Source organism: Planococcus sp. FY231025 (assembly GCF_052078085.1).
GTDB lineage: Bacteria > Bacillota > Bacilli > Bacillales_A > Planococcaceae > Planococcus.
The window spans coordinates 132,644-152,575 of the sequence record NZ_JBQJJG010000003.1 but is presented as its reverse complement, the minus strand read 5'-3'; the positions used below and the strand labels follow the sequence as shown (position 1 = coordinate 152,575).

19 protein-coding genes and 1 pseudogene are annotated in these 19,932 nt (G+C 47.8%); 7 read left to right on the top strand and 13 right to left on the bottom strand.

The window, feature by feature from the left end; translation table 11 throughout:
• Window positions 1-138 precede the first annotated feature (138 nt).
• Both ACTL32_RS03020 and ytvI read left to right on the top strand, forming a co-directional pair.
• Window positions 139-504: a YugN family protein gene (locus tag ACTL32_RS03020; RefSeq protein WP_441340084.1), complete on the top strand. Its 366-nt coding sequence runs from the start codon at window positions 139-141 to the stop codon at window positions 502-504.
• Window positions 505-610: 106 nt separating this feature from the next.
• Entirely contained in the window at window positions 611-1,669 is a 1,059-nt protein-coding gene (gene ytvI / locus ACTL32_RS03015) for a sporulation integral membrane protein YtvI (protein WP_441340083.1), read from the top strand.
• Between the two features lie 35 nt (window positions 1,670-1,704).
• On the opposite strand, the gene ACTL32_RS03010 is transcribed toward ytvI, so the two are convergent.
• From ACTL32_RS03010 to cyoE, 7 genes and pseudogenes are all read right to left on the bottom strand, one after another.
• Complete coding sequence (locus ACTL32_RS03010) at window positions 1,705-2,166, bottom strand: DUF420 domain-containing protein (protein WP_441340082.1); 462 nt, start codon at window positions 2,164-2,166, stop codon at window positions 1,705-1,707.
• A gap of 23 nt (window positions 2,167-2,189) precedes the next feature.
• Complete coding sequence (ctaG, locus tag ACTL32_RS03005) at window positions 2,190-3,113, bottom strand: cytochrome c oxidase assembly factor CtaG (protein WP_441340134.1); 924 nt, start codon at window positions 3,111-3,113, stop codon at window positions 2,190-2,192.
• Window positions 3,114-3,287: 174 nt separating this feature from the next.
• Entirely contained in the window at window positions 3,288-3,620 is a 333-nt protein-coding gene (ctaF, locus tag ACTL32_RS03000) for a cytochrome c oxidase subunit IVB (RefSeq protein ID WP_441340081.1), read from the bottom strand.
• A 1-nt stretch (window position 3,621) separates the two neighbouring features.
• Entirely contained in the window at window positions 3,622-4,248 is a 627-nt protein-coding gene (locus tag ACTL32_RS02995) for a cytochrome (ubi)quinol oxidase subunit III (protein ID WP_204892601.1), read from the bottom strand.
• 490 nt (window positions 4,249-4,738) lie between these two features.
• A pseudogene (locus ACTL32_RS02990) lies at window positions 4,739-6,079 on the bottom strand (cbb3-type cytochrome c oxidase subunit I); the annotation flags it as partial.
• Between the two features lie 85 nt (window positions 6,080-6,164).
• Window positions 6,165-7,250 (bottom strand): cytochrome c oxidase subunit II, encoded by a 1,086-nt coding sequence (coxB, locus tag ACTL32_RS02985; RefSeq protein ID WP_441340080.1) that lies wholly within the window; start codon window positions 7,248-7,250, stop codon window positions 6,165-6,167.
• A gap of 55 nt (window positions 7,251-7,305) precedes the next feature.
• Complete coding sequence (gene cyoE, locus ACTL32_RS02980) at window positions 7,306-8,223, bottom strand: heme o synthase (protein ID WP_441340079.1); 918 nt, start codon at window positions 8,221-8,223, stop codon at window positions 7,306-7,308.
• A 401-nt stretch (window positions 8,224-8,624) separates the two neighbouring features.
• Between cyoE and ACTL32_RS02975 the strand changes: the two genes are divergently transcribed.
• Window positions 8,625-9,488: a COX15/CtaA family protein gene (locus ACTL32_RS02975; RefSeq protein WP_441340133.1), complete on the top strand. Its 864-nt coding sequence runs from the start codon at window positions 8,625-8,627 to the stop codon at window positions 9,486-9,488.
• 682 nt (window positions 9,489-10,170) lie between these two features.
• Here the strand turns inward: ACTL32_RS02975 and pyc are convergent.
• From pyc to ACTL32_RS02960, 3 genes are all read right to left on the bottom strand, one after another.
• Window positions 10,171-13,611, bottom strand: coding sequence for a pyruvate carboxylase (gene pyc / locus ACTL32_RS02970; protein WP_441340078.1), 3,441 nt, complete (start codon window positions 13,609-13,611; stop codon window positions 10,171-10,173).
• 15 nt (window positions 13,612-13,626) lie between these two features.
• Window positions 13,627-14,793: an FtsW/RodA/SpoVE family cell cycle protein gene (locus tag ACTL32_RS02965; protein ID WP_441340077.1), complete on the bottom strand. Its 1,167-nt coding sequence runs from the start codon at window positions 14,791-14,793 to the stop codon at window positions 13,627-13,629.
• A gap of 61 nt (window positions 14,794-14,854) precedes the next feature.
• Complete coding sequence (locus tag ACTL32_RS02960) at window positions 14,855-15,136, bottom strand: DUF1507 family protein (protein ID WP_204892608.1); 282 nt, start codon at window positions 15,134-15,136, stop codon at window positions 14,855-14,857.
• 165 nt (window positions 15,137-15,301) lie between these two features.
• Between ACTL32_RS02960 and ACTL32_RS02955 the strand changes: the two genes are divergently transcribed.
• The 3 genes from ACTL32_RS02955 to ACTL32_RS02945 are packed head-to-tail and all read left to right on the top strand — an operon-like array spanning window position 15,302 to window position 16,472.
• Complete coding sequence (locus ACTL32_RS02955; RefSeq protein WP_441340076.1) at window positions 15,302-15,808, top strand: peptidyl-prolyl cis-trans isomerase; 507 nt, start codon at window positions 15,302-15,304, stop codon at window positions 15,806-15,808.
• Window positions 15,809-15,819: 11 nt separating this feature from the next.
• On the top strand, window positions 15,820-16,023 hold the full coding sequence (locus ACTL32_RS02950) for a YlaI family protein (RefSeq protein ID WP_204892610.1): 204 nt from the start codon (window positions 15,820-15,822) through the stop codon (window positions 16,021-16,023).
• Window positions 16,023-16,472 (top strand): hypothetical protein, encoded by a 450-nt coding sequence (locus ACTL32_RS02945; protein ID WP_441340075.1) that lies wholly within the window; start codon window positions 16,023-16,025, stop codon window positions 16,470-16,472. Before ACTL32_RS02950 ends, ACTL32_RS02945 begins: the two co-directional genes overlap by 1 nt.
• Here the strand turns inward: ACTL32_RS02945 and ACTL32_RS02940 are convergent.
• Both ACTL32_RS02940 and typA read right to left on the bottom strand, forming a co-directional pair.
• A complete protein-coding gene (locus ACTL32_RS02940) occupies window positions 16,466-16,765 on the bottom strand; it encodes a YlaH-like family protein (RefSeq protein WP_036807104.1) in 300 nt (99 codons plus the stop codon). The genes ACTL32_RS02945 and ACTL32_RS02940 overlap by 7 nt on opposite strands.
• A 63-nt stretch (window positions 16,766-16,828) precedes the next feature.
• Window positions 16,829-18,676, bottom strand: coding sequence for a translational GTPase TypA (typA, locus tag ACTL32_RS02935; RefSeq protein ID WP_441340074.1), 1,848 nt, complete (start codon window positions 18,674-18,676; stop codon window positions 16,829-16,831).
• 110 nt (window positions 18,677-18,786) lie between these two features.
• On the opposite strand from typA, the gene ACTL32_RS02930 reads away from it, so the two are divergent.
• Window positions 18,787-18,972 (top strand): YlaF family protein, encoded by a 186-nt coding sequence (locus tag ACTL32_RS02930; RefSeq protein WP_204892613.1) that lies wholly within the window; start codon window positions 18,787-18,789, stop codon window positions 18,970-18,972.
• An 88-nt stretch (window positions 18,973-19,060) separates the two neighbouring features.
• On the opposite strand, the gene ACTL32_RS02925 is transcribed toward ACTL32_RS02930, so the two are convergent.
• The gene (locus ACTL32_RS02925) at window positions 19,061-19,852 is read right to left on the bottom strand and encodes an inositol monophosphatase family protein (protein WP_441340073.1); all 792 of its coding nucleotides are present in this window, start codon (window positions 19,850-19,852) and stop codon (window positions 19,061-19,063) included.
• Window positions 19,853-19,932 lie beyond the last annotated feature (80 nt).

Below are 19,932 nucleotides of genomic sequence, written 5' to 3'. Positions count from 1 at the left end.
TCAGTCCCCCTCCTGCTCTATTTCATTAATTATAACAGCCGTCTGCATTCTGACACAATCTAGCCATTGCAACAACCATTATTTTCATCTATTATTAAAGAAGCGTATAATCAGTTACGAGATAGAGGAGGAGATCCTATGTATTTTGAGAATACAGGACTTGAGAACTTGCGAGTAGATTTCGCATTGCTAGACGATATTATGAAAAGACATGGTTTGACCAAAGAAGGACAATGGGATTACGAGCGCGTCACTTTCGACCGCAAATTCATCGTGCGTGAAGGAACCTATTATCTGCGCGTCTTCGCGTATGCTGTTGACGGCGACATCGATTCAAACGATGCAATCGTCCACGTCATGAAGCCGGTGCTTGGGAAGCATTACTACCCGCACGGCGTCGAGTACGGCGAAAGCGAGCATTTCCCGGAACACTTGGTGAAATCTAGCGTCGACGTATTGAAGGCGATCGAAACAGATCTTGCAGAATTCCGAATCAAAGCATAAACAAACCGCAGTTCATCCCTGAACTGCGGTTTTTTCTATCATCTTCCCTACATGTAGAAGGCACAACTTGGTATAATAGGTTTACGAACAATTAAGGAGGATTGCAGTGAATAAGTGGTTTAATAAGCGCGTGTTCACCATCGCCCTGGCAGTGGCGGTGCTGATTTTAATTTCCGTATACATATTGCCCATTTCGATTCCGTTGATTATCGCTTTACTGACAGCCATACTGTTGGAACCGCTTGTCCGGTTTATGCAAAATAAATTCAAATGGCAACGCAAGTCAGCCGTCATTTCCGTTTTCATCCTCTTCCTTCTGGCCGTATCCGGCATCTTGTACTGGACCGTCACACAGTTGATTGGAAGAATAATACAATTCTCGAAAATGGTCCCCGAGTATGTGAATTCCATGACGGAAATGTGGAATGAAGTTCAAGCGTTCTTTTTCCGCTCGACGGAAGATATGCCGGTTGAAGTGGTTTCTTCTTTTGAAACAGAATTGGCCGGCTTCCTGGAAGGCATCCGGACATGGGTCGTCAATATCGTCAACTACGATACCGTGACCAACCTCCTGACCGGCATCCCTTCTTTCCTGGTCAGCTTCATCGTCTTCACGATTGCGCTTTTCTTGTTCATGCTCGAGCTGCTCAACCTGAAAGAGATGCTGTTCAACCGACTGAAAGAAAGCACTGCTGAAAAAGTGCGTTTCATGGCGGCCCGTTTAAACCACGTGATTTTCGGGTTCCTGAAAGCCCAGTTCCTGGTCAGCGTCATTATCTTCCTTGTTTCGCTGGTCGGTTTGTTCATCATTGTTCCGGAATATGCCATCGCTATGTCGCTGTTCATCTGGCTGATCGATTTCATTCCGATTCTCGGCTCCATCCTGGTGCTGTCCCCATGGTTCATCTATGAGTTCATCACCGGCGATATTGTCCTTGGCACACAACTTGCGGTATTGGCACTGATCCTGCTTGTCATCCGCAGAACCGTCGAACCGAAAGTCATGGGCAGCCATATCGGCTTATCGCCGCTTGCTACACTCGTTGCCATGTATATCGGACTTCAGCTCTTCGGCTTCCTCGGTTTTTTCATCGGGCCGCTGATTGTCATCCTGTTTACATCCGCGCGCGAAGCCGGCATGATCAAAGTCGATTTTAAAGTATAGAAAAAGGAGAACCCATGCCGGGTTCTCCTTTTTTCTTATCCGCCTAAAATCGCTTTGAACACGGAAGTGGTGTGGCCGCCTTCGTAAATGACATACAGCAATAGATAGACCATGACTCCTGTGATGGCAGTAAAGAACCATACGACACTTGTAACAGGACCGAGTTTGCGGTGCTTTTCAAGGCGGTTCTTCAGTCCGAGCCAAATCGTGATCAATCCCATGACCCCGCCTGTCGTCGCAAGCGTGATGTGAAAGATCAGGAAAATGGTGTAGAAAATCTTGTATTCTTCCGGTCCGCCGAAAGCGGTGTTTCCGACGAATAACGTCCGTGAAACATAGATGATGAAAAACGTCAGCGCAGATGCGCCTGCAGCCAACATCATCTTCTTATGCGCTTCAATGCGGCGTTTGCTGATCAAGTACCAGCCGATCGCCACCAGTACAGCGCTCAAAACTATAAAAAACGTGCTAATCGTCGGTAATAACGGCAAATTCATTCAAGTGATCCCCTTTAGCTTCATTAAGCATTATGTCTGTGATACGCCATATCTTTTCTGTCCTGCATAACCTTTGCAGTGATTTCGTCTGCATTGGCATTTTCGTTTCTTAACCATTCATAGAAGACGAGCCACAGGAAGACGGTGAATACCAGTTCCTGCAAGACTTTCATGACGATGCCGCCGGTGCGCTGGTCTTCAAGCGCTGACATCGGCGAAAACAATTCCGGGCCCGAGAGGCCCAATTGAGCGAGCGTGCCGGCTGGCACACATAACGCCATCGCCTGCATCCACGCCTCACCGTCAGTATAAGTCGCATAGAACGGATCCCCACTGAAGATGATCAACGCACAGGCAGGGGTCATCAGGACACTCAGACCGAACAGATAACTCAATTTTTTCAGCCCGTGGAATTTATACGAGCCTTCCAGGGTGTTGACGACCGGCCACCAGTAAAGGATGGCAGATCCGAACAAGACCACATTGGCAGCCGCATGGAGCCAGCTGTTCATTTTCAGGAAGTCGAAAACGAGCGGAATGTGGTAAAACGAGAAGATCATGCCGAAAATGATCAGCGCCAGCATCGGCTTTGTGAAAAAGTCGAAAACCGGTTTAATGAACGGCAAATTGACGAACGGACGCCAGATCCATGAAGGAATCCCCATGATCAATAGCGGCGGTATCAGCAGCAAAAGCAGCGCCATTGAAACCATATGCATGGTGAAAATGATATGGCCCAGCAAATCGATCGGGCCGCCTTTCACCAAATAAAGCAGGATCATGCCGGAAACAAAAAGAATTGCCTCACGCGCCTTTAAAGGTTCGCTGTCTTTGAATTTGTATCTCCACTTGGTGGCAACCAAAAAATATAAAATCGTAATTAGAACGAGAACTCCCAAGTACACTGGGCTCCAGAGCGCCTGGAATCCAAAAATACTGATCGGCATCATGCCTGATTACCTCCCTTTAACCTCAAGTACCCTCATTATATAGTGCCTCGACTGCTATATCAATGAACGAACTATGACAATTGCCGCCAAGAAAGGATTCCGAGCGGATTCTGCGGTTCGATTTCTGGCCAAAACAAAACCCCTCACCTAATAGGTGAGGGGTTCGGCTGTTTACCACCAGATAATCGTGACAAAAGTCAGGATTGTGATGAACGCAACAAATATTCCGCTGAACATGAAGAACGCGACTGTACCGTGTCCTTTATTGCTCATGTGCATGAAATGATAAAGCTGCAGTACGACCTGAACGGCTGCCAATAGAAGAATAATCGGCACGATCAGATAATTCGAGAAGCCAGCTGCAACTGTCGTGAATGCAATCAATGTCAAGAAGATCATCATTGCAAACGATGTCAGCTGCCCGCGCATTTCTTTCGAGCGCTGGCGGCGCAGGTATTCGTATTCTGTACCGGATCTTGTTGGTGTATGAACGTCGTGTGCCATATTAACCGATCACTCCCATCAAATAGACTACAGTAAAGATAAATACCCAAACTACGTCGATAAAATGCCAGTATAGTGATGCTAAATAGAATTTCGGTGCATTGTACATGTTCAATCCGCGCTTAGAGTTGCGGAGCATCAAAGCGATGAACCAGCTAAGCCCGAACAACACGTGCGCTCCGTGGGTCCCTACAAGCGTATAGAAAGCTGAACTGAATGCGCTGTGGGTATATCCGAATCCTAAATGTACATAATGGTTGAACTCGTAGATCTCAAGCCCAAGGAACGTCAGACCAAGAAGAACGGTAATTCCAAGCCAAGCCTGCATCGCTTTGAAATTATGGTTTTTCATATGGTACATAGCGTAAACGCTTGTCAAAGACGAAGTCAAAAGAATCATCGTCATCGCGAAGACGAGCGGCAATTCAAACAAACCGGAAGCGGTAAATTCCATGCCGCTTGGCCCTTTGTCTTTCAGCGCCAGATAAGTCGCGAAAAGCGAGGCAAACGTCACAGTCTCAGCTGCAAGAAGCAGCCAGAAACCGACGAATTTATTTTTTCCTTCGAGTGTTGCTGTTTCCGGATGGTCCGGCCACGTTTGAGGGGTATATTTCTTATTTAAGTCCATCTGTTTTACCCCCTTTAGTGTTTTGAGCGTCTCTCATCAATTCTTCTTTTGTAATATGGAACCCAAGATCATCTTTCAGTGAACGCAGAAGCATTGATCCGAAAGTCATTCCAAGACCGATGATCAGGACTGGCAATGCCCATGGCTTGTCGCCGTCCATATAGTAAAGAGCCCCGAATGCCGCAATGAACATACCAAGTGAGATGAAGACAGGAATGATCGAGCCGTTCGGCATGTGGATATCGTCAAGCGGTTCTGCATAAACCATGCCTTCTTTATTGCCTTCCATTTTCTCAATCCAGTAAGTATCAAGACCACGCACAAGCGGAGTCTGCGCGAAGTTGTAGAATGGTGCAGGTGATGGAACCGCCCATTCAAGTGTGCGGCCGTCTCCCCATGGGTCGTTGCCGATACGCTCGTTTTTAACGATAGTCATGATAATGTTGATCACCAGAACGATGACACCGATTGCCATGAACAAAGCTCCGACAGAACTGATGGCGTTGTATAGATCCCATCCTTGGTCAGCGCCGAATGTATAAACACGGCGCGGCATTCCCATCAAACCTAGGAAATGCTGGATGAAGAACGTCAAGTGGAATCCGATCAGGAACAACCAGAAAGTCACTTTACCCAATTTTTCATTAAGCATCGTTCCGAACATTTTCGGCCAGTAAAGGTGTGTTGCCGCCAAGATGGCAAGTACAACCCCACCAACGATTACGTAGTGGAAATGCGCTACGATAAAGTAAGAATCGTGCAATTGGTAGTCAAGCGGCGCAATTGCCTGCATGACTCCTGTTACCCCACCGGCAACGAATGATGGAATGAACGCGATTGCGTAGAGCATCGGCGTCGTGAAGGAAATGCTTCCTCCCCAAATCGTTAGGAGCCAGTTGAAGATTTTTACGCCTGTCGGTACAGCGATGATCATTGTTGCTAAAGCGAAAACAGCGTTTGCTGTCGGCCCAAGACCAACTGTGAACATGTGGTGAGCCCAAACCATGAAGCCGTAGAAACCGATCAGGATTGTGGCAAATACTAGAGCAGTATAACCGAACAAACGCTTGCGAGAGAAAATCGCAAAGATTTCGGAGAAGATACCGAACGCCGGCAATACTAGGATGTAAACTTCAGGGTGCCCGAAGATCCAGAACAAGTGCTCCCAGATGATCGTGTTCCCTCCCATAGCTACGTCGAAGAAATTCGCGCCGAAGAGGCGGTCGAATACCATGAAGAAGATTCCCACAGTAAGTGGAGGGAAAGCGAACAAAATCAACGCAGAAGCCACGAAAGTTGTCCATGTGAACAAAGGCATTCTCATATACGTCATACCCGGTGCACGCATGTTGATGATCGTAACCAGGAAGTTGATCCCGGCGATCAGCGTACCGAAACCGGCAATCGTTAAACCAAGTGAATAGAAATCGATGCCATGGCCTTCAGAAGCGAGAGCCAATGAAGCATAGTTTGTCCAACCTGCGTCTGGTGCACCGCCAAGGAACCAAGAAAGGTTCAAGAAAATACCACCAAACAAGAATAGCCAAAACCCGAGTGAATTTAAGAACGGGAATGCTACGTCACGGGCGCCGATCTGCAAAGGCATGACCGCGTTCATGAACGCCAGCAATAATGGCATCGCTGCAAGGAAAATCATTGTTGTTCCGTGCATTGTCAATACTTCATTATATGTTCCGGCACTTAGGAAATCATTCCCTGCCTTCATCAATTGGATTCGGATCAACATCGCTTCGATACCGCCGATGACGAAGAACAATCCACCGGAGATAAAGTAAAGAATCGCGATTTTCTTATGGTCTACCGTCGTCATGTAGTCCCAAATGGTAGCACCGAAGCCCTTTTTTTGAGCAATAGAACTCACAATGTATACCTCCCTTTTTTAAGCTCCGATTCTTTTACTCTTCAACTGACAAGCTCATCAAGTAAGCAGCAAGCGCATCAAGCTCTTGCTCTGTGAATTTGTTGCCGTTGTTCAAAGATTCAGGACTAGGCATCAAGTTGCCCGGCTTGTATTGTTGTGGATCTTGAATCCACGCTTTTACGTTTTCTTCATTATGTTCAAGAATTCCGGCTACGCGGTTGCGGTCGCCGAATGTTGCTACGTTCGGTCCAACTCCACCGCCTGCTCCCACACCAGAAGTGGCGTGGCATGCGATACAAGTTTTTTCAGTGAAAAGCTGTTCGCCCTGCTGAGCAAGGTCGCCTTCAGCTGGAGTGACTTCTTCTTGCATTGCAGCAACCCACTGATCGAACTCTTCAGGAGTTACACTTTTGACTTTGAAGTCCATCAAAGCGTGCGAAGGGCCGCAAAGCTCGGCACATTTGCCGTAGAAGACGCCGTCTTCCAATTCAGAAGACTCTTTGTCGAACGTTAAGTAGAATGTGTTGACGTTGTCTGTGTTGACGTCCAATTTACCGCCGATTGAAGGAATCCAGAAAGAGTGTTTAACGTCTGCTGAAATCAAGTTAAAGTAGACTTTCTCTCCTGTAGGCACCACTAATTCCTGAGCGGTTACAATCCCTTGTTCAGGGTATTCAAATTCCCACCAGTACAATTTAGCGTTTACATTTACCGTCAAGTTTGTCATGCTTCCGTCTTCAGCAGCAACGTCCATAGAAGAAACGTCTGCCAAGTCGAAAGTTGAATAAACTGTAGGAACTGCAAGGATCAAAAGCAATACGATCGGAATGGCAGTCCAAAGGAATTCTAAACGTGCACTTCCTTCAACTTGTTCAGGAATCAGATCTTCTCCAAGTTTTGAACGGCGGAATTTAACAATTGCCAAAATGAAGATGATAGTTACGACTAGAATGACAAATGCCATTACAATTGAAGATAAAATCAACAAGTTGAATTGGTCGCTGGCTACTTCGCCGGCTGGCAGCAATGTGGAGATCTCTTCTCGTCCACAACCCGATAGAAAGACGAGCAGAGCCGTCATTAAAGCGAAAAGACGCCACTTTTTAAGCCCTTGTATCATAGCTTTTCATACCCCTCTCTCAATTAAATGAATGTGTTCTGATAATGTTGGGAAACTAGACGAAGACGGCGAAAATGATCATCGAAACAAATAGGATGGTCATATAATTCAACGAATAGATGAACATTGTCTTCGCCCATTTCAAATCATCCTGCGCTTTGAAACCGCGGATAGCCAGATACAGCCAACCTGCATTCAGAAGCGTTGCCAGAATGATAAAGCTTATTCCGAGATCCATTAACAGGAATGGCAGAGGGAACAGCAGCAAAACCCATGCAAGCATCGATTTTTTCGTGCGGTGGAATCCTTTGACTACGGGCAGCATCGGGATGCCGGCTGCACGGTATTCTTCAGTCCGCTTCATGGCCAACGCATAAAAATGCGGCGGCTGCCAGACGAACATGATCAGGAACAACGCCCATGCGCCCATGCCGAGCGACGGTTCAACTGCAGCCCAGCCGATTAGCGGCGGGATGGCTCCCGAGATGCTCCCCACAATTGTATTGCTGACATGTCTTCTCTTGGACCACATCGAATAAAGAACCACGTAAGCCAAGATTCCTGCTATCCCTAGAACACCAGCTGAAACAGAAGCAGAGAACAAAAATATTTCGCCTAGAACGATGAAAGACGAAGCGAGTGCCAATACAGCAGACGGCTTGAATCTTCCGGTAACAGTCGGACGCGCTTTCTTGCTCTCCATCAATGGATCGATGTCAGTATCAATGTAATTGTTCATCGCAGCAGAACCGGCGATGATCAATGCTGAACCGACCAATGTAAAAGCGAGAATGTCCAACTCCTGCAAAAAATGCCTGTCAGAAAACTGAAAAGCCAACCATAGTCCCGTAAAAACGGTTATTAAATTCGAATTCACGATTCCGATTTTGATCAAAGCAAGAAAATCTGCCAGGAATGTGGTCGTTTCAGCTGCCTGATGGCCTTCCGCAGATAAAGACCGGCCGTTTGACATAAAACCCCCTCCTTTCAAAGTTGTAAGCATATTCCGCTAACCATAACTATATCTAAATTCCAGCCATTTTTCCACAGCAAACTGCAATTTCCCGATAAAAGCGATGATTTCATGTAATTTGTCTCAGAAATATGCTCTCCTCATCATACATGAGTATTCACGTTATTTTAAGATAGAAATAAATTAGTTTTTGAACAGTTTGTGAAGCGGCCTCGTATTATGTCCAAATCTTGAAAGTTTCCGTGAAACCTCATTTTCCGTTGTGTTTTATTGCGACTTTCGCTATTATCGAGTATGCAGGCAAAGGACGGTTTAAAAAAGTTTTTTATCGAAAAAAGTAGGTGACATCCTTGCAACAAAGTAAATATATAAAATGGTTTGCAGTAGCGGCGACAATCGGCATGCTGCTGATTTTGCTGGGTGGTGCACTCGTCACGAAGACAGAGAGCGGCATGGGCTGCGGCCGTTCATGGCCGAGCTGCAACGGCGAATTGATTCCCGATGAGATCACCGCCGAAGTGCTGATTGAATTCTCTCATCGCTTGGTCACTGGTGCTGTCGGCATCCTGATCGTCGTACTGGCGGTCTGGGCGTGGAGAAAATACGGCCATATCCGTGAAACCAAGTTCCTCGCTTCGATGGCTGTCTTCTTCCTGGTCCTCCAGGCACTGATCGGGGCTGCCCAAGTCTTGTGGGGACAAGGCGACTTTATCCTCGCGCTCCACTTTGGCATTTCGCTGATTTCCTTCGCTTCGGTTCTGCTGCTTACGCTTCTGGTGTTTGAAGTCGACAGGAAATTCGATGCTGACCGGGTCATGATCGGAAACAAACTGAAATACCATACCATCGGGGTCACGCTTTACTCCTATATCGTCGTTTATACCGGCGCACTTGTCCGGCATACGGAAGCGAGCCTCATCTGTTCGGACTGGCCGCTTTGCCGGAATGACCAATTTGCATTGCCGAGCAATATGTACGAATGGGTGCAGATGGGCCACCGGTTCGCAGCCGGCTTGATCGTCATCTGGCTCGGCATCATCGCTTGGCATGCTTTCAAGAATTACAAAGACCAGCGCGTCATTTACTGGGGCTGGATCACCGCTTTCATCATCGTGCTTCTCCAAGCGACGACCGGCATGCTAGTGGTCCTCACCAAATTGAATTTGGCTGTCGCACTTCTACATTCACTGTTGATCTCTTTGCTCTTCGGATTGCTTTGCTATATGGTCTTGCTCGTTTCGAGAAGCCGCGTCAAAAATTCATAAACAAAAAAGAGCCGGTGCATTCGCGTCGGCTCTTTCATACTGTAGAAAAAGTCTAATATAATGAATCGAAATGTATAAGCCCGACCGGGCTGGCCACTTCGCTTTCCGTGGGCTCGGCTTCAGCCGCTTCGCTGCTCCCACAGGAGTCTCCGTAGCCAGCCCGGTCGGGAGCATCACCTGTATCTAATAGATAAGATAAGGACGCTGATCCTGCTTTAATCTACCAGGAACAAGCTGCTGGCTTCAGGATCCGCAACGGAAGGCGGCGAGCAAGTTGGCCGAACGCAGTTCGGCCGACTTGTTTGCGACGAAGCAGCGCAGCGATGCAACGCCCTTTCATGTCTCGAAGCTAGCGCAGCGACGGTTTTTCATGCACCGAAGCTAGCGTAGCGATGCAGGTGCAATGCAGAGACAGGAGCACCGGTTTTGCCAGCGGGATAGCGAAGTGCCGAAATCCACTCGGACGCCAGTCAATGCTTGACCGAAGCTTGCGAGGGCAAGTATTTGCGACGAGCTTGCGCAGGAGCACAGGTTCTTAGTTAGTTCGGCGCGAGCCCGCGGAAAGCGTCCGCCTGAAGTGAAGGATCCTATACAGCTTCCATTAGTTTTATTCATCTAATTGAAAAATTATTCTTTTGTCTACAAACTGAAAGAGCCGGTGCGCATGCACCGGCTCTTTCAGTTATACTCTTTCCATTTCAATCAATAGATCGCCGGTTGAGATGCCGTCGCCAGCTCCGACATGGATCGCCTTCACGTTGCCGTCAAACGGCGCTTGGACGGTCGTTTCCATCTTCATCGCTTCGGTGACAAGCAAGTGGTCGCCGCGTTTCACTTTCGCTCCAACTTCCCCTACCACTTTCAAAACGGTGCCTGGCATCGTTGCCGCAATATGCGTCTCATTTTTCAGATCGGCTTTCGGCCGTGCCAATGCATCTGTCTCTACAGTCATATCCTGGATGCTCACTTCGCGGGGCTGCCCGTTCAGTTCAAAATAGATGGTCCGGGTTCCGTCTTTTTGCGGCTCGCCGATCGACACCATTTTGATCATCAAGGTTTTCCCTTTTTCGATTTCCACTTCAATTTCTTCTCCCAGCCTCATGCCGTAGAGGAAAGTCAGTGTATCGAGCACTGAGACATTGCCGAATTGCTGATCAGTGGCCGTATATTCATCGAACACTTTTGGATACAGCGCATAAGCAAGCACTTCCTGGCTGGTTACAGGGCGCTCCAGTTTTTCAAACAAGGAGTTCTTGATGCCGTCGAAATCCGCCGGCTCCAACAATTCTCCCGGACGCACCGTAATCGGCTTGCGTTCTTTCAGGACGACCGACTGCAATTCCTTCGGGAACCCGCCGTGCGGCTGGCCGATATAGCCTTCGAAAAATTCGATGACCGATTCCGGGAAATCAATGTTCATTCCCCGCGTCAGTACCGTTTCTTCATTTAAGTCATTCTGTACCATGAACAAGGCCATGTCTCCTACAACCTTGGACGATGGCGTCACCTTGACCACATCGCCGAAAAGCATATTGACGCGGGAGTACATTTCCTTCACTTCTTCCCAGCGCATGCCAAGGCCGACTGCTTTAGCCTGCTGCTGCAGATTGCTGTACTGGCCGCCCGGCATTTCATGGACATAGATTTCAGAATGCGGGCTGTTCATGCCGCTTTCGAAATCGCTGTAATACTTCCGGACGTCTTCCCAATAATGCGACAGTTTTTCGAGCGACGCTACATCCGTCCGCACTTCCCGTCCGCCGCCTTTCATTGCGTAATACAACGAGTTCGCACTTGGCTGCGATGTAAGGCCGGCCATGGTCCCGAGGGCCGTATCGACGATATCGACGCCTGCTTCGATTGCTTTCGAATACAGGTAAATGCCGTTTCCGCTGGTGTCATGTGTGTGCAGATGGATCGGCAAGGAAACCGTGTCCTTCAATTCCGAAACCAGGCGGTAAGCCGCTTCCGGCTTCAGGAGTCCCGCCATGTCCTTGATCGCAAGGATATGGGCGCCTGCCGCTTCCAGTTCTTTGGCCATGTCCTTATAATATTGCACCGTGTATTTATCGCGGCTCGGATCTAAAATGTCCCCGGTATAGCAGATGGCCGCTTCCGCGATTTTGCCGGATTGGCGGACTTCATCAATCGCCACTTCCATGCCTTTGATCCAGTTCAAGCTATCGAAGATGCGGAACACGTCGATGCCGGCATCCGCTGATGCACGGGCGAACTCACGGATGACGTTATCCGGGTAATTCTTGTAGCCGACGGCGTTTGCGCCGCGGAACAGCATCTGGAAAAGGACATTCGGAACTTGTTCGCGCAATTTGATCAGCCGCTGCCATGGATCTTCTTTGAGGAAGCGGTAAGACACATCGAATGTCGCTCCGCCCCACATTTCCATCGAGAACAGGTCATTCTGCAGATGGGCCGTCTCTTTAGCGATATTGAACATATCGTACGACCGGACACGCGTCGCCAGCAGCGACTGGTGGGCATCACGGAATGTCGTATCAGTCAACAGGACCTCTTTTTGTTCATGAATCCACTTCACTAAACCTTCCGGCCCTTGGGCGTCGAGAATCTGCTTTGTGCCTTGTGGTATCGGCGCAGTGAAATCGACTTCAGGTTTTCTCGGATTGGCGTGGATCGGCTTTTTCTTTTTCTCGATTCCCGGGAAGCCGTTGACCGTGACATTGCCGATATAGCTCAGCAATTTTGTGCCTCTGTCTTTCCGTACTGGGAAAATGAACAATTCCGGCGTCGAATCGATAAAGCTTGTATCAAATTCACCTTTAAGGAAATTCGGATGTTTCACAACATTTTCCAAGAAAGGAATATTCGTTTTGATTCCGCGGATCCGGAACTCCTGCAAGTTGCGGTCCATTTTTGCTGCTGCGTCTTTAAATGTCACTGCCCATGTCGACAGTTTCACAAGCAATGAATCGTAGAATGGTGTAATGACAGCGCCTTGGAATCCGTTTCCTGCATCGAGGCGGACTCCGAATCCGCCGCCGGAGCGGTAGACCATCAATTTTCCGGCGTCCGGCATAAAGTCGTTCAGCGGATCTTCCGTTGTGACGCGGGATTGGATGGCATATCCGAATAGCGGGATGTCCTTCTGCTCAGGTATGCCGATTTCCTCGCTGTGCAAGGAATGGCCTTTGGCGATATTGATTTGGGCATGGACAATATCGACTCCTGTAACCATTTCGGTGATCGTATGCTCAACCTGGACACGCGGATTGACTTCGATAAAGTAGAATTCGTCATTCGCCACCAGGAATTCAACGGTCCCCGCATTTATGTAATCGATGTTCTTCATCAGTTTTACGGCTGCGTCACAGATTGCATTCCGCAGCTCATTGCTGATCGAATTGGATGGCGCTATTTCCACGACTTTCTGGTGCCGCCGCTGAATCGAGCAATCCCGCTCGTAGAGGTGGATAACATTGCCTTCTGCATCCCCTAAAATCTGTACTTCTATATGTTTTGGTTTGTCTACGTACTTTTCCACATACATTTCATCTGATCCGAAAGCCGCTTTGGCCTCTGATTTCGCACGCTCGTAAGCGGACTGAAGCTCGTCTGCCTCCTTTACAATGCGCATGCCGCGTCCGCCGCCGCCAAGTGATGCTTTGATCATCAGCGGGAAGCCGGCCGTTTTGCTGAACTCTATTACTTCTTCAAGGGACTCGACCGGTCCGTCTGTTCCCGGGATAACCGGAATGCCTGCTGCAATCGCCTGTTCGCGCGCTTTGACTTTATCGCCGAACATATCAAGATGCCGGGATGTCGGCCCGATGAAGACGATGCCTTCTTCCTCACACCGGCGTGCGAAGTGCACGTTTTCGGATAAGAATCCGTACCCTGGATGTACTGCGTCCGCTTCTGAGTCTTTCGCGATGCGGATAATGTCTTCAATGTCCAAATAAGCGTCAATCGGTTTTTTACCTTTTCCAACCAAATAAGATTCATCTGCTTTATAGCGATGGTAAGATCCACTGTCTTCCTGCGAATAAATCGCAACCGTCCGAAGATTCAGTTCAGTACATGCGCGGAAAATCCGAATTGCGATTTCTCCGCGGTTGGCCACCAAGATTTTGTTAATCTCCTTCAACTCGCAGCACACCCTTTACTTTTTGGATTTTTCGTATTTGTGGAACATGGAAACATTCATCAATACTCCCATAGCTAAAGATAACAAAATAACCGACGTTCCGCCATAGCTGATAAATGGAAGGGTGACCCCGGTCAGCGGAATCAAGCCGGTCAGGCCCCCAAGGTTGACGAACGACTGGATGCCGATCATGCTCGAAACGCCTGTTGCAAGCATGCGCGCAAGCGGGTCGGCAGTGGTCATTGCAATCGCCAGCCCTTTAAGGACGATAAATCCAAGGCCCCCAAGGACGAACAGAACACCGAATACGCCCAGCTCTTCGGCAATGACCGACATGATGAAATCGGTATGGGGTTCCGGAAGATAGCCGAGCTTCTGGATCGATTGCCCAAGGCCGAGCCCGCTGAGTCCGCCGGAGCCGATGGCCAAATACCCGTTGACGATTTGAAGGCCGAAGCCCAACTCATCTGAAAAAGGATTGAAAAAGGCGTCCAGACGGCCAAGCCGTTTTTCAGTAAAGATCATATCCGAGGCAAACAGCATGATCGGGATGATGAAGACAGCCGAAGCCCCGACGACGATCGCTGCAAGCCTTGCGAAGTATTTGAACTTGATGCCGCTTGCCGCCATTACCGACAGCCCGACTGCACCGATGATCATCATTGACCCCAGATCCGGTTCAAAAAATACTGACAGCAGCACGAGCGTCAAGATGATGACCGGCGGAGCGACCGATTCGTTCAGTTTGTTGATGGTGCCGTTTTTGTACTTGTTGGAGAAGACGCCGGCCAAGTAGAGGATGATGCCGACTTTGGCAACTTCCGAAGGTTGGAAATTGGCAAAGCCGAGGCTGATCCAACTTCTGGCCCCGCCTGCTTCAAATCCGATGATGTGCACAAGGACCAAACCGAGGAATATGACCGCCAGCACCGTCATCATCATCCATCTCTTGTTGAAGTGCTTGTAGGGGAAGAACGCTGCCACCGCAAACGCCGGGAATGCAATGGCCAGATTGATCAATTGCTGTATGTAAAAACGGTCAGGAGCATCGCCGTAGTAATTGACTGACCATGCCATGCTGGAACTGTAGATCATCACCAGCCCGAAAAGCGTCAGGGCGATGTAGACAAAGAATAAAGGATAATCGAAATTTTTAGCATATCTTTTCATGTACTGTTTCATTGGAATACCTCATTTTTCGGATTAGTAAAAAAACTCAAACAAAATTCGTTTGAGTTTTAAGTCATTTATTTGTATACGCTTCATGGAGGATCGAGAGTTTCTTCTCCAGCGTATCCATCAGATTTTTTCCGGTTTCGCGTTCGATAAGGCCTAATTTTACGGCAAAATCGATTTCCCGCGAAAGCCCGAACATTTGCGTGTCCAGCACTTCTTCATATAAGGGGCAAGACGGCAGCGTCAAATTGTCCATCTGGACTTTTATCAGTTGCTCAATTTTTTCTGCGTCGGCTTTCAGGAGTTCCAGAGCCTTCAGCTGATAAGTTTGTTCTTCTGTATGTTCCATGAGGACTCCCCCATTAAATGATATTTAGCTATGGTAACCTGTTTAAAGTGTATCTTTTAAACCTCCAAATTGCAAGCCTCTATCCGCCGCAGAATTAATCCCTTTAGGAATTTAGCAGGAAACGGTATACTGATAAAAGATCGATTATTTGATGGAGGGTTAACAATGGAATTTATCATACCGTTTAAAGGTGAAGTGAAATTCAAAATAACACTGGATCCGACCGTCTGGATCTTTGACGACCGCAAACTCAACCTGGAAACCTATTTCACCGAGGAGCGGATTGAGAAAGACGAATTGGAGGAATACAAACGCGGCATGGGGGAACACTGGTCCCGGGAGATCATGGAAGGCGCTACTGTCCCTCCTACCCTGAACTCCGAAAAGACCTACAAGCGGCAGGAAAAGCAGGAAATGATGACCGGCACTTTCGGCATGAAATTCGCGCCTTTCCTGAAAACTGCCGAACCCGCAGCCGGGGCGGATACAGTCGTATTCGAAACGGCGAACGGCGAACACGCCTTCCCGATTCAGGAAGCTGAAGAGTTGATCTTTAAGTTCAGTGAAAAAGGCAAGCCGCTCAAAGAAGACGGCCCCGTGCACATCCTGCTGCCGGACGGCTCGAACCTGGACAGCCCCATGACGGATATCTTGGCGATCCGGGTCGAATAGGAGGAGAAGCTATGCGCGTGAAATGCGTAATCTGCGATACTATTGAAGAATTGGTTGATGACACGCTTGAAGCCAAGAGGCTGCGCAACCGGCCGATCCATACCCATATGTGCAAGAAATGCCACGACCGCATAACCGAGCGGACCAAGGAGCGGATCGCCACCGGCAATTTCCATTTTTACCGGAGTTCCCGCAGAATCGAGGATGACTTCTGATGAAAGTGCTTAAAGGGATCTGGATCGGCTTTTGGAGCGGGCTGCTGCTTGGACTGTTGTTGAAATGGATTCAGGCAGTCACCGGAAAACAAGTCTATACTCTTCTATTGAATGTGGATTTTATTCCCTTGGTCGGCAAAGTGGAATGGTCGGAACCGATTGAGTTCGCCTTCCATATAGCCATTTCCATCATACTTTGCATCATTTTCGTATTTATCGCCAAACATTGGAATTATTCATTCGGCCAATTGACCATACTCAGCCTGGTCATGAGCATCCCGCTCTACCTGTTGTACTTCCCCCTTTCTGCACTCGCCCTTAGGGACGATGTGCCGGAACTGACGGATTTAGGAGCGATCCTCTACTGGATGTTCGCTCATCTGACTTATGCCTTATCGCTTCCGATCCTTTATAAAACGTTCGAACGCAAAAACGCTGCATCTCAATGAGATGCAGCGTTTTCGCGTTTTTCGCGCCAAAGGCGGATTTTATAAAGGATCAGGATGAGCGCTGCAATGACCAGTCCTTCAACAACCGGAAGGAAAAAGGCCAGGAAAGTCAGGCCTAGTCCTCCCGCAAGAAGGAACAATGTAATCACGGCGTTTTTGCCGATCGATAATTTTTTTGCAAAACCGAGCTTATAGACAAACGCCGATAAGAGGAAGATAACCGCAAAAAGTGCATATCCGGCTATCGTGTAATTCGGCAGGTTTTCATATAGGACTCGTGCAACGGGATACATACTGTCATAGACAAAAGCTTGCTCGTCGCCCACAGATTATACATCCTTCCCATTCCATAATGATTATTCTTCGATGGCAACTTTCTTTTTCTTAGCCATGCGCTCACGTTCGTTTTTATCAAGAATTTTTTTACGCAAACGAATAGTTTGTGGAGTGATTTCGCAATACTCATCATCCGCCAAATATTCAAGTGCTTCTTCAAGACTCATCAAACGCGCTTTCTTCATTGTAGTCGTCTGATCTTTGTTCGCTGAACGAATATTCGTCGCAGCTTTGATTTTTACAATATTTACTGTCAAGTCGCTGTCACGGTTATGCTCGCCAACGATCATGCCTTCGTAAATTTCAGCGCCGACTTCAACAAAAGCAGTTCCGCGGTCTTCGATGCCCATTAGGCCATAAGTTGAAACTTTTCCGCGTTCCATGGAAACCAATACACCTTGACGGCGTCCACCAACGCGCCCTGAAGCGACTGGCTGGTAGCTATCAAATGTATGGTTGATGATTCCGTATCCGCGAGTCTGCGTCAAGAATTCAGTTGTGTATCCGATCAAGCCTCGTGCAGGAACGTTGAAGACTAAGCGAACTTGTCCGCTTCCGTTGTTCACCATATCCAGCATTTCGCCTTTACGTTCACCAAGAGATTCAATGATAGCGCCCGTGTATTCTTCCGGCACATCTACTTGAACCCGTTCTACTGGTTCACAGCGAACGCCGTCTACCATTTTAACGATAACTTCCGGTTTGGATACTTGCAGTTCAAATCCTTCACGGCGCATGTTCTCGATCAAAATCGACAAATGCAATTCGCCGCGTCCTGAAACAACCCAAGCATCCGGTGAATCTGTCGGATCTACACGCAAGGATACATCTGTCTGTAATTGTGCATTCAAGCGCTCTTGAATTTTTCGTGAAGTGATCCATTTACCTTCTTTGCCGGCAAATGGGCTGTTGTTTACTAAGAATGTCATTTGCAAAGTCGGTTCGTCAATGCGAAGAATCGGCAATGCTTCCTGATGGTCAGCCGGACAAACCGTCTCACCTACGTTGATATCTTCCATACCAGAAATGGCAATCAAATCGCCAGCTTCTGCTTTTTGGATTTCAACTCGTTTAAGCCCCATGAAGCCATGCATTTTTGTCACTCGGAAATTCTTGACAGAACCGTCAAGTTTCATCAATGCAACTGATTGGCCCACTTCGATCGTTCCACGGAATACGCGGCCGATTCCGATACGCCCAACATAATCGCTGTAGTCAAGAAGCGCTACTTGGAATTGAAGTGGCTCATCTCTGTTATCGACTGGCGCTGGTACATGCTCCATGATTGCATCATAAATAACTTGCATGTTTTCTTCCTGATCAGATGGATCTGAAGAAAGACTTGCTGTTCCATTCATACCTGATGCAAAGATAACAGGGAATTCCAGTTGCTCGTCATTAGCTTCAAGCTCAATGAACAATTCGATGACTTCGTCAACCACTTCTTCTGGACGAGCGAAATCACGGTCAATTTTGTTGACTACAACAATCGGTTTCAAGTTCTGTTCCAAAGCTTTCTTCAAAACAAAACGTGTTTGCGGCATACAGCCTTCATAAGCATCAACAACCAAAAGTACTCCATCAACCATTTTCATGATACGCTCAACTTCGCCGCCGAAGTCAGCGTGTCCAGGTGTATCCAAAATGTTGATCTTAGCGTCTTTATATTGAATCGCAGTGTTTTTTGCAAGAATCGTAATTCCGCGTTCTCTTTCGATATCATTTGAGTCCATTGCGCGTTCTTCCACATGTTCATTTGAACGGAAGATACCAGATTGCTGCAGCAGCTGATCCACAAGCGTCGTTTTACCATGGTCAACGTGGGCAATAATAGCAATGTTTCTTAAGTCGTTACGTAAGTTAGTCATACTTTCACTCCAATTATTCTTTTTTCGTCCCTATAACTGTGTTAGTATATCACATGTAGGGGAAAAACCCTAAGATTTTATTTTGAGTTTTACGCCAGGAGGAAAAATAAGTGAAAAACATCAAATGGATTTTCGTCTTCTATTCTCTTGCTGCAATGTTGTCGATGGCAGGAATCGGAGTTGCCGTTGGATTCCGCAGCATACCGGGCATCTTGCTCGCTATCGTGCTCCTCGGATTCATCATGGCACGCGGTTTCAAAAAGAAAAAAGAGATGATTGATGCAGGTTTATTATAATAAAGCAGAATATGCGGATGCCGCTATGCCCGCTTCCCACAAAATAAAGAGCGCAGACGTCCGGATTTCCGGACCCTCTGCGCTCTTTTTATTTGATCTGGATATAGTCCGATAAGATTCGGCCATGAATCGATGGATTGGCTGCGATGAACGTATCCGACCCCAGAAGGTTCGGCTGCTCCCCTTTGAAATTGGTTGTGATGCCGCCGACCTCGTTGACAATGACAGCGCCGCCTGCGATATCCCACGGGGAAAGCCTCATCGAAATATAGGCATCGATGCGCCCGCTTGCCAAAAAGGCCAGTTCCAGGGCTGCCGAGCCGTAAGAACGGGTCCCCCGGACGTCCTGAATCAGCCGGATCGTATCTTCGTGTTTGACATATCTGTTCGGCGTCACCCACATTGCGTTGATGGCTACAATCGCATCTGCAATTGATGTCTCTTCCAGAGGCTGCATCTTTTCATCATTGAAATAAGCGCCTCCGTCCTTTACAGCGTGGTATAAATCATCATTGACCACGTCGTATATGTATCCGAGCTGCCCTACCCCGTCATTATAAATGCCGAGTGAAATAGCGAAATTCCGCTGTTGATGGACGAAATTCATCGTCCCGTCAATCGGGTCCAAAAGCCATATGACGCCTTCCATATCCTTGATGTCATCCCCGAATCCTTCTTCTCCGAAAATCCGATGGCCCGGATAGTCCTGGCGGATGCGTTCGATGAAGAAATGCTCAATCTCCTTGTCGATATTGGTCACCAAGTCGTTGATGTGCGACTTGCTTTCGATTTCAATTTCAATGCGGAAAGAGCTGCGGATCCGATGCCCCGCTTCTTTGATCAATGATTTGATATATCTGTCTAATGCATGCAAATCCACTTTCCTGCCCCCTTTTTCTACTATTATAAATGAAAAAGGCACATACTGTCTTTTCTCAGTAAGTGCCATTATGTGATAAA